This window comes from Vibrio sp. 10N.261.55.C5, assembly GCF_041470505.1.
GTDB lineage: Bacteria > Pseudomonadota > Gammaproteobacteria > Enterobacterales > Vibrionaceae > Vibrio > Vibrio crassostreae_C.
Genome location: NZ_JBFRMS010000062.1, coordinates 25,648 through 36,029, shown reverse-complemented (window position 1 = coordinate 36,029; position 10,382 = coordinate 25,648). Strand labels below are relative to the sequence as shown.

At 43.3% G+C, this 10,382-nt stretch carries 10 protein-coding genes and 1 pseudogene; 5 read left to right on the top strand and 6 right to left on the bottom strand.

The window, feature by feature from the left end; all coding sequences use genetic code 11:
- Positions 1–27: 27 nt before the first annotated feature.
- Together AB4263_RS21145 and AB4263_RS21140 are read right to left on the bottom strand one after the other, a co-directional pair.
- Positions 28–570 carry a super-infection exclusion protein B gene (locus AB4263_RS21145; RefSeq protein WP_372098850.1) on the bottom strand — a complete coding sequence of 181 codons (543 nt, stop codon included), beginning with the start codon at positions 568–570 and terminating at the stop codon, positions 28–30.
- 319 nt (positions 571–889) lie between these two features.
- Positions 890–2,737, bottom strand: a complete 1,848-nt coding sequence (locus AB4263_RS21140) for a M3 family metallopeptidase (RefSeq protein WP_372098849.1) — start codon at positions 2,735–2,737, stop codon at positions 890–892.
- 97 nt (positions 2,738–2,834) lie between these two features.
- On the opposite strand from AB4263_RS21140, the pseudogene AB4263_RS21135 reads away from it, so the two are divergent.
- The 4 genes and pseudogenes from AB4263_RS21135 to dbpA all read left to right on the top strand — a co-directional run.
- Positions 2,835–2,948, top strand: a pseudogene (locus AB4263_RS21135) (phosphate ABC transporter substrate-binding protein); the annotation flags it as partial.
- 210 nt (positions 2,949–3,158) lie between these two features.
- Positions 3,159–3,746: a hypothetical protein gene (locus AB4263_RS21130; RefSeq protein WP_017071598.1), complete on the top strand. Its 588-nt coding sequence runs from the start codon at positions 3,159–3,161 to the stop codon at positions 3,744–3,746.
- 217 nt (positions 3,747–3,963) lie between these two features.
- Positions 3,964–4,872 carry an aldo/keto reductase family oxidoreductase gene (locus AB4263_RS21125; protein ID WP_017064347.1) on the top strand — a complete coding sequence of 303 codons (909 nt, stop codon included), beginning with the start codon at positions 3,964–3,966 and terminating at the stop codon, positions 4,870–4,872.
- 148 nt (positions 4,873–5,020) lie between these two features.
- Entirely contained in the window at positions 5,021–6,400 is a 1,380-nt protein-coding gene (gene dbpA, locus AB4263_RS21120; protein ID WP_017064348.1) for an ATP-dependent RNA helicase DbpA, read from the top strand.
- Positions 6,401–6,540: 140 nt separating this feature from the next.
- Here dbpA and AB4263_RS21115 read toward each other — a convergent pair whose 3' ends face one another.
- Positions 6,541–6,714, bottom strand: coding sequence for a hypothetical protein (locus AB4263_RS21115; protein WP_017071599.1), 174 nt, complete (start codon positions 6,712–6,714; stop codon positions 6,541–6,543).
- A 303-nt stretch (positions 6,715–7,017) separates the two neighbouring features.
- Here AB4263_RS21115 and AB4263_RS21110 point away from each other — a divergent pair, with 303 nt between their 5' ends.
- Complete coding sequence (locus tag AB4263_RS21110; protein WP_372098848.1) at positions 7,018–7,854, top strand: DUF6279 family lipoprotein; 837 nt, start codon at positions 7,018–7,020, stop codon at positions 7,852–7,854.
- Positions 7,855–7,919: 65 nt separating this feature from the next.
- Here AB4263_RS21110 and AB4263_RS21105 read toward each other — a convergent pair whose 3' ends face one another.
- The 3 genes from AB4263_RS21105 to AB4263_RS21095 all read right to left on the bottom strand — a co-directional run bounded on the left by AB4263_RS21105 (position 7,920) and on the right by AB4263_RS21095 (position 10,345).
- The gene (locus AB4263_RS21105; protein WP_372098847.1) at positions 7,920–8,543 is read right to left on the bottom strand and encodes a PolC-type DNA polymerase III; all 624 of its coding nucleotides are present in this window, start codon (positions 8,541–8,543) and stop codon (positions 7,920–7,922) included.
- A 70-nt stretch (positions 8,544–8,613) separates the two neighbouring features.
- Positions 8,614–9,015, bottom strand: a complete 402-nt coding sequence (locus tag AB4263_RS21100; RefSeq protein WP_372098846.1) for a PPC domain-containing DNA-binding protein — start codon at positions 9,013–9,015, stop codon at positions 8,614–8,616.
- A 133-nt stretch (positions 9,016–9,148) separates the two neighbouring features.
- On the bottom strand, positions 9,149–10,345 hold the full coding sequence (locus AB4263_RS21095; protein WP_017064352.1) for a DEAD/DEAH box helicase: 1,197 nt from the start codon (positions 10,343–10,345) through the stop codon (positions 9,149–9,151).
- Positions 10,346–10,382: the final 37 nt, after the last annotated feature.

Sequence of the window (10,382 nt, the reverse complement as noted above, 5' to 3'; positions counted from 1 at the left end):
ACGCCATAGTCGTTTGTTAGCTATATGCTACCAGCCACCAAAACCCATTTTTTCTCTCGGTGTCATAGGCTCACCTATATAACCATCGAGTAAATGAGGGTTGTTGACTAAGTACTCTCTAGCCCAAGGTTGCAGGTTAAATGCAAAACCATTTAGCACGTCACCTGTGCTCGATGGCAGGTAAGTAACCCCCTTAGATCTCAAACCAGCCATAACACCATCTTCGTGCCCAACATAAACTGAATTTAACTGTTGTTGGATATAAGGCAACAAATAACCTTTTTCCTCAGGTGTTAACTGATGAAGTAAGCTCTGCTTTCTTTCAAGACTCTTCTTGCTAGCCTGACCTCGGGCAAAAAATGAAAAGAGCCTAGCGCAAGCAAAAGAAACCAACAATAAAAAGCTTGGTCCAAGATAAACCCTATAGGATTCTCTGAACCCTTTGACAGCAAGAGATTCAGCTACACTATCTGGAACAAAAAGTATTATCCCAACAACTGCAATCACAGCCACTAAAAATGTTGCCGGAATTTTTAGGAAATAATCCATAAAACCAGTGACTTTACCCAACAAAACTTTCCTCCGAACTTGAATAATATAGCTAACGCTTATTAGACGCCAAATTGTCGTCTTTCATCCTTCAATGATGCATTCATTTTTATATTAACTCAAATAACAATCAATACGTTATGCCACATAAAGGGAAGTTAGACAGCAATGTGTCGCCTAGTAATGGGAATGATGAATTATCAACTCAATCGAATAAGTTTTAGTAGGGTAAACGCACGCCCTATGAATTGTATAGAGTATTTAATCTAAGTGATTTTGGGGCAAAAATGAGTTATGTCACTACTCATTTTTGCCTTTTTCATTAGCATTAAAACTCAATCTATCGACCGTATTGCTCAATAATAAAGTGCTCAAAATCATCACACATTTGGTCATTCGACTTTGCATTATTCGCCAACTCAGTAGCCCCATCAACGATCGATATCTTCGCATTCAAATCAGAGACTGGTGCACGTTCTCTTGTCGACAGCTGTTTGATTTTTTTCTCCTCAATCGCCCAAGCTTCTTCTGGCGATAAGTTGCACTCGTCAGCGAGGTATTTTGCATTAAAACCTTCCCCAGTCAGGCTTTCGATTGTCCCATTATGATTCACGCTATTGCCTTGGTGCCAATAGTGCTTAGCTAACAAAGGGCCGATTTCTGGGTTATCCGTTAAGTAGCCAAACTTATCGGTGAAATATGCACGAGTTTGATACACCGCCATATGAGCCAGCAGGTAACCTTGATACGCGCAAGACGCTTCATCCGACAACAGATGCGGGATCGCCATTAATGGGCGAGGGCTACAAGCTAATCCAAGAATCGTTTTCTCACTGCTACGAGCAAGAGCGGTAATCTTTTCAGGTGTCAGATTTTCATCCGCCAATTCGTAAAGTGCTCGCTCGAAATACGGAACCACTAAAATGCTGCGTTCTTGATAAGCTCTGAAGGGTTGTTTGTTATCGATGATTGCTTTGATTAACTCGTCAGGTACTGCTTGGCCATCTGCATTAAGCGCGTATTGTTTGAGCCAATCGGCGTCATTCAACAAGCTGTCACAGAACATGGATTGCGTTTCGGCATAAGCCATTGAGGTTGGTGCAAACTCTTGAGAGAAACACGGTGCGTTCATTTTTACGTTAGCAAAATGTGCTGCATGACCACCCTCGTGAAATAGTGTATTGATGCCATCATAGCCGCTGCCAACTTGATCGGGCTTTGCGTTGCTCGTGAAGTTAACTTGAGCAGCTACCCATGTGTCTTGATCGTAGAAAGAAGGGATAGGGCCATGGCAGAAGCCATTAGGGTACTTACCTTTGCGATCAAGCAGATCCAATTTTAATGTCGCTTGAGAGTATTCGATGTTTAGGCGACCAAAAGATTCGATCCAGCGTCGAAGTGACTTTGAGAATGGAACATAAGGATCAAGATCATTCATAACGTCACCTGAAAAAGAGTAGGTAAAGTTATGGGCTTGAAGTGCATTCTCGCCTTTCTGCTCAGCCAAATTGGTTAGACTTTGCTGATGGTTATCGCGTGTACGTGCTTCGAAGTCATCCAGAATCGTAAACAGCTGCTCTGTCGTCATCTGTTCGGTTTTAACCACCGAGTAATCAAAGAAGGTTTTAAAACCCAGTGATTGAGCAAATTGGTTACGTTTTTTGAGCAGTTCAATGAAGCCGTTAGCCAGCAGCCACTGTTCTAAATCTAATAGTGCTTGATGTGCAGAAAGCCTAACTTGTTCATTACCATTACTTCTAACGGCTGAACCTAAAACGGGCAGCGACCCTTCTGTTTCGTCGCCTGTTTCATTTACGTAAGTCATCACATGGTTTTGTTTTTTCTCAAACAGTTCAGCCTCAAATTTTATGAGTTCGGCTTTAAGCTTCTGTGACTGCTCAGACTCAATAGCGTGAGATCTAAAGGTCGCCAACCAACCATTCAAGCCTGTCAGCGTACTCTCTTTTTCGAGAGGATCTTGAATTTCATCGATAACAGCGAGTTGCGTTTCGATAGCAGTAATCTGTTCGGCAGAGCTTAGAAATTCCGTCCACTGAGTCTGTGCGAGTGTCGAACCATCGTGGTCGTCACTGATACCCATATATGTATCCCAAAAGAAGTCTTCTTTCGCTTTATGAGTCGCAAGATACTTTTGATTCAATTGGTTGAGATAGTTCGTTGCAGTCATGACATTCCTTGAAAATTAACCAGTAATTTCAACATTATGACACATTCATTGAATGTATTTTGTGATGTTAAGTATAACGGCATAGAAGTTACCTTTTCATCAAGTCGTTTTGAACCAATACGGCTTCATCAGCTTGCCGCCAGAAGCTATTCAACGTAACAAAGTCAGATTGTCGCTTGAAGAGCCTGCTATTGAAGGTGGCTACAAGTAATGGGTATGTCATGTTGTAACTGTTGTGGGAGAGTGATATTCTCTCTTTCGTAATGGTTCTCAACGTGACGGATTACGTTATTCGGTGATGAAATTATCTAGCGGGCATGTATGCCCGTTTTTTTTCGCCTAAAATTTGCGACTCGAGCAGTTGTTTGTCGTTTGGTCACGTATAATGGACACTTCATATAGCGCTAAATAAGCCCAGTCGATGAAAATCTTTCAAGTTCTAATCTTGCCTCTAATGCTGTCCCTCAATGCTATTTCATTTTCAGCGCAAGCAACCGAAAGCTGGTGGCTAAGAACAGTATTTAACAGCAGCCCAAGTCTGCCGAATTCTCAAAACTATATTAATGATATCGAGTTGATGGATTGTGGTGAGATCGAAGGTACTTTGTTGTGCAGTGACTTAACCCAATATTACGACCTGGATGTGTATGTTGAACTGGAGTTGGGGGACTCAAGTGTCGAAACGGTTCGCTTAAACCTGCCATATTCGGACCTAAGTTACACAAAGCTTCAGGCATACCTTCGCCAAGATGGCTTTGCTCTCAGTTCAATTCGTATTGGTGAAGATGAATTCGATGTTACAGCTCAACTCGAACAAGCTCGAAATGAAGGTGTTGGTTTCGATAAGGTGGATAAACAGCTGGTCGAATTCATCAACGCGCCTCACGGTTCAGCAGAGCAACTGAGTGTGTGGAATGTGCCTAGCTTATCTTCTTCTAGCTCTACTTCTCCTTGGATTCAGTTACAGAGTGATGGTGACAACTTAACGGTTGAACTTAATCGTTTTTAATTGCTCAAATTTATAGATAGTTTCGTTATTTATTAGGCTAAACAAGCCTTTCAGGAGAACGGCTCGCGGGCAGACAGCAAGTTATAATTCATTTAAGTGTTCGTTTTTCTGCGGCTCTCACATTTTTAATAAGCGTTTAGCTTTGCCATTTGTTATACGTTGAGCCTTCGGTAAAACGAGCTTAGGATACGTTCAGTATTGATAAAGGAGACAACCCATGGTTGCAAGAGTAACGATAGCGCCACAAGGCCCAGAACTTTCTGAGCTGGTGCAAGGATACTGGCGTACAGCAGAGTGGGGCATGACCCCGCAACAACGCCTGACTTTCCTGAAGCAACATATTGATCTTGGCATCACAACTGTTGATCACGCGGATATTTACGGTAACTACCAATGTGAAAAGTTGTTTGGTGAGGCGTTAGCGCTTGAACCAAGCCTTCGTGATGATATTCAAATCGTCACCAAGTGCGATATCAACCTATGTGGTGACCACACTCCAGATCGTAAGATCAATCACTATGACACCAGCGCGCAGCATATTTACCAATCAGTAAATAACTCATTAGAGCACTTAGGTGTTAACGATATCGATGTATTGTTGATTCACCGCCCTGACGTGTTAATGGATGCCGATGAAGTAGCAGAAGCGTTCGCAGAGCTACACAAAGTAGGTAAAGTTAAGCACTTCGGTGTTTCTAACTTTTCACCGCGTCAGTTCGAACTGCTTCAATCTCGACTCGGTAAGCCGTTAGTGACCAACCAAGTTGAAATCAACCCATTGAACTTCGAAGTGGCTCATGATGGCACGCTAGATCAACTGCAGATGAACCGCATTCGCCCGATGGCGTGGTCTTGTCTCGGTGGTGGTAGCATCTTCAGTGGTGATTCAGCGCAAGCGGTTCGCGTTCGTGATGAGCTAGAGGCGATTCGTCAAGAAGTCGGTGCAGACAGCATTGATCAAGTGATTTACGCTTGGGTTCGTCGTTTACCATCTAGTCCAATTGCAATTATTGGTTCTGGTAAGATTGAGCGTGTGAAGACGGCCGTTGATGCACTGAAAATCGAGCTGACGCGCGAACAGTGGTATCGCGTATGGGTGGCATCTAAAGGTCACGGTGTGCCATAGAAAGCAATTCGTATAGAAGTCAAAGCCAGCTAAGTAAGCTGGCTTTTTTGTGTTCGCCTAACATGTTTCTCCAAAACTGTGATTAAGGTGGAATAATTTTCAAAAACACTCATAATGCACTCTGTTTTTCACCAGTTGGATATTTCCATTGAGCACTTCAAAATTCTCTTCAATCGCCCTTAAACCAGAGCTTCTAAATACGTTAGATTCTCTTGGTTATACTGAAATGACGCCGATCCAAGCGTTAAGTCTTCCTACTATCCTAAATGGCAAGGACGTTATCGGTCAGGGTAAAACGGGTTCAGGTAAAACAGCTGCTTTCGGTTTAGGCGTGCTGCAGAACCTACGCGTTAAGCGTTTCCGTGTTCAGTCTTTAGTGTTATGTCCGACTCGTGAGCTTGCAGACCAAGTAGCAAAAGAGATTCGTACTCTTGCTCGTGGTATTCACAACATTAAAGTGCTGACACTATGTGGCGGTATGCCAATGGGCCCACAGATTGGTTCACTAGAGCATGGCGCACACATTCTTGTAGGCACACCTGGTCGTATTCTTGATCACCTAGAGAAAGGCCGCATTGACCTGTCTGAGCTGAACACACTTGTGTTAGATGAAGCGGATCGCATGCTAGAGATGGGTTTCCAAGACGCTTTGGATGCTGTGATTGAAGCGGCGCCAAAAGAACGCCAAACTCTGCTATTCAGTGCGACTTTCCCTAAACAGATCAAATCTGTTGCAGACCGCATTATGCGCAATCCAGAAATGGTGAAGGTTGAATCAACACACGATCACTCAAGCATCCAACAACACTTCTACAAGTTAGAAGGTTCTGAAGCTCGTGATGACGCTCTAGAGCTGCTGTTGTTGCATCACCAACCGGAGTCTGCGGTTGTGTTCTGTAACACTAAGAAAGAAGTGCAGAACGTAAACGATGAGCTAAGCCACCGCGGTTTCAGTGTTATCGAACTTCATGGTGACATGGAACAGCGTGAACGTGACCAAGCTTTGGTTCAGTTCTCAAACAAAACCATCTCGATTCTAGTGGCGACAGACGTTGCGGCTCGCGGTCTTGATGTTGATAACCTAGATGCTGTGTTCAACTTTGAATTGTCTCGCGACCCTGAAGTTCACGTACACCGTATTGGTCGTACTGGCCGTGCAGGAAGCAAAGGCGTAGCGATCAGCTTCTTTAGCGAAAAAGAGATGTACCGTGTTGCTCAAATTGATGAGTACATGGACATGCCAATCGAGCCATCTGAACTGCCAGCAAAACCAATTGCTAAGCCGTACTACTCAAACATGGTTACCATCCAAATTGATGGCGGTAAGAAAGCTAAGCTTCGTGCTGGTGATATTCTTGGCGCACTGACGGGCCAAGGCGGCATTGATGGTAAATCAGTAGGTAAGATCAATCTGTTTGCAATGCGTGCTTACGTAGCGGTAGAAAGATCTGTGGCTAAAAAAGCACTGAACAAAATCGAATCAGGTAAAATGAAGGGTCGTCAATTCCGCGCCCGAATCCTGAAGTAATTCGAGACTGAATCCCTTTGCTGCGATATGTCTAATTAACGACATTGCTAATTAATGGCATTGCAGTAAAGGGTGTTCCACAAAATGCCACTTAAGTTTCTTATCTTAGGTTTATCGACCTAGTCCTCTATACCAAAGCATTATTCATCGGGTCTTATCGAATAAAGATCGTTGATATGTTTTCCTTCGCTAAGATACCAAGTCATCGCTTCCTGTCGATTGTGAACCAATATCGTGATTGTGGTTATTGATCCATCGTCAAAATAACAAAGCTCATATTCTAAATCGCTTGTATGATCAGGAATAGCGGCCATAGCTTCCCTCCCAAATATCAATCATTTTAAATACGTCAACCCAACTCATTTATAGGGCTCGTATCACGTCAAATGAGTAATAAAATCAAGTTACATCACTGCCATTAATTATTTTTAGTTTAATCATTTGCCTAAATAGCTAGATTAGCAAGTTTGGGTCTCAATTTATCTCAAAGTTTTTACGACCACTGTTTATTAAGACTACTTTTATAAGAGCTAGAATTAGCGTTATAAAAACTGGGCTAACCTTAAAGGGATGAGTTAATCGGTTTGTGGCTTTGTTGAATGTCGTGAGAGGGTAGAATGAGAAAGTGCCGGTGGTTAGTTTTAGTGATCTGTTTTCTATTTACTGGGTGCGGGACCAAGTTCGCCTATAACAATATAGGTTGGTTTGTCGTTAGCTATATAGAAGATTTTGTTTCCCTCTCAAATAGCCAAGAATCAGAGCTTGAAGAGCGATTAGATATATTACAGAAATGGCATAAAGAAACTCAGCTACCTCTGTATATTTCGCAATTAGAAGCGATTCAAAACGTAGAACGGTCGGATATGAATCCCGCTTTTATTGTTGGCCAAAGTGAAGAAACGAAAGAGCATATTCGCTCAATCGTCAATAAGTTCGCTCCAGATATTTACGCCTTGAGTATGCAGCTTAGCCCTAAGCAAGACAGGGAGTTTTTAAAGAACTTTCGTGAAAAGCAGCAAGACTATTATGAAGAAAGGTTGTCGTTGAACGATGCCGATTCGAGAGAGCGATACCGAAGCAGAATAGAAGAGCGCGCAGAACGGTGGTTAGGTTCAGTATCGAAAGAACAAAAACAGATTATTTTGGCTTGGTCTAAAGAGTGGGTAAATACCAATAGCAGTTGGCGACAATATCAAAACAACATCTATCAAGAGCTAACGACGCTGATGGCAAAGAAGAGCGACCTACATATTGCTCAGCCAATTATTATGAAGTTGCTTTTAAACAATGAAGCTTATTATCCTGCTGAACTTGAGCCGCAGCTTAACCAAAATATGGAAACATCAGCCAAGTTTTTAGTAGATATGGCCGCGACCAGCAGTAACAAGCAGTGGGCGTATTTTATGAATGAGTTAGAAAGCCTCAAAGGAACGTTGGAGTCATTGCAAGAGTAGAGCGTTCTTTTTAAAGGCTAGCGGTCATTATCGAGCTAGCCTTTCATCAAACTGAATTTCGGAACCTAACCCCTGTTGCTCATCAGTAGTTTTGGAATCAAACCTTTGGCTGTCCTAGATATTTTCTGCATCAGTTGAAAGCTTGGCTGTTGAATGCCGTGATCACTTTGCAATTCATCAATCATCAATAACCACAACCTTGCTGTCATTTCTGAATCGGCTAACGCTCTGTGGAAAGTACCGTCGTTGTCGATATTTTTGAAACGCACAAGGTCGCCTAGCTTATGAGTTGGTGCGTCTTGGATTAGACGACGAGCTATCAACATTGAGCAAGCGAACTGTCCATTGTAATCGCGACCAATATTATCTAATTCTGCGTCGAGAAAGCGTTTATCAAACGATGCATTATGAGCAACAAGCTGACTGTCTTGAATAAAGTCTGCAAACTCATCCATCACTTCACTGCAACTGGCCGCGGTGTTCAGCATGCGGTTAGTAATGCCGGTGTAGCTTTCAATGAAGCCACTCACACGAAACCCTGGATTCATGAGTTGTTGGAAGGTGTCAACGACTTCGCCGTTAACGAGTTTAACCGCACCGATCTCAATCGCTCGGTCACCCATGTTTGGTGATAAGCCTGTGGTTTCGAAATCGAGAACGATAACGGAATCTGCGGAGTTTGAAGCCATCGTGTTTCCTAATTGCTGTTTGGTAGTATCGCTTTACATGGGGCGTTTGGTGTTGCTATGGGTCAATCAGTTATTTGCTAGTGCCGATAGTAAGTTCAGTGTAACCCGTCGAATCGTCGTGCTCTCTGCTGAAGGTCAAAGTATCGTAGCGGTGAACGATAAGTTCAGTGGTGGTTGCGATAATCGTCCCTTCAAGCAAATGCCCACCAATTACATTGCCATTCTCATCAGCAACGGAGATATGAATATGCTGGTGGTTTGGGGTTAGCGTTGCCATCACCGAGACTATTTCGAACGGAGCTTGAACTAGCTTGGTGTTGTTGGCATTAGCTAAGCGAATATTGAGTTGAGAAACACATCCGACACAAGACGCAATAGAGCCCGCGGAGATATTGTGCGCTGTCACTAGCCTCTGGATCTCTAGCTTTAGGTCTTGGCCGCGGGTTAATCTCGTTGCGATAGGAGTGATCATCTTATTGCCTCAACGTTATATGTATTTCAAAGAACAAAACGAAGCCACATAGGGCTTCGTTTTATTTTCATTTTGGCTAACGCGACTTTTCTTTTGGTTAATGCAACTTTGCATTTTCTGTCGCTGAAATTACTTAGTCTTGTTGCTGTTCTCTTTTCTTCTTAGGAACGAAGTTCAATACTGAAATGGGTACTTCTTTGCGTGGTTCGAAACCTTCAACAACGCGACGTTCAATCAAGTGACCAAGACGCTTTTCAATAATGCACAGGTTTTTGAAGTTATCTTTTGATAGGAAAGAGATCGCTTCGCCAGATGCATCAGCACGGCCTGTACGACCAATACGGTGAACATAATCATCTGCTGGGAATGGCATGTCGTAGTTCACTACGCGGCTTAGGTTGTCGATATCGATACCACGAGCAGCAACACCCGTCGCGACTAAGTACTTTAGACGACCTTTCTTGAAGTCAGCCAAGATTTTTTCACGAATCGCTTGGCTACGTCCACTATGGAAAGCTTCCGCTTGAATACCACGTTTCTCAAGTTGAGCAACCAACTTAGCAGCGCCGTGCTTGGTTTCGATAAAGATAAGCGCTTGGTCCCAGTTGCCTTCGGTAATCATGTGGCTCAATAGTGCTGACTTACGGTCTTTATCTACGGTAACTAACCATTGCTCAATGTTCGCTTTAGACGCATCAGTCTTGGCAATCGAAATCTCTTCCGCTTCACTGATTGCACTTTTCGCTAGTGCACGCACTGGCGTTGAAAGCGTTGCCGAGAACAGCAGGTTTTGGATGTCTTGTGGTAGACGCGCGATGATCTTGTTGATGTCTTCAATGAAACCCATGTCTAGCATGCGGTCAGCTTCATCTAGAACCAGTACTTCCACTTCATCAAAGTGAACGGCACGTTGTCCGTACATGTCGATCAAACGACCTGGTGTTGCCACAAGAATATCCACGCCTTCAATAAGACGATCTTTCTGGTGTTGGTAAGACACGCCACCGTACATCGCTAGTGATGTTAGGTTTAGGAACTTCGCGTACTTAGTGATGTTCTGTTCAACCTGAACTGCCAGCTCACGCGTTGGTGTCAGGATAACTGCGCGGATACGTTTTTTACGCTGCGTTTCACCTTTGCTTAGCATTTCTAAGATAGGGAGAACAAAGCTCGCAGTTTTACCTGTACCTGTTTGTGCTGCAGCAATAAGGTTCTTACCAGAAAGAACAATCGGAATTGCTTTTTCTTGAATAGAGGTTGGCTTTTCATAGCCTTGTTTTGCAACGGCTTTAACAATAGGTGAGCTTAATCCAAGCTTGGAAAATGGCATAAGTTTCTCGGTATGATTTGGCTAAATAGCGATGGAA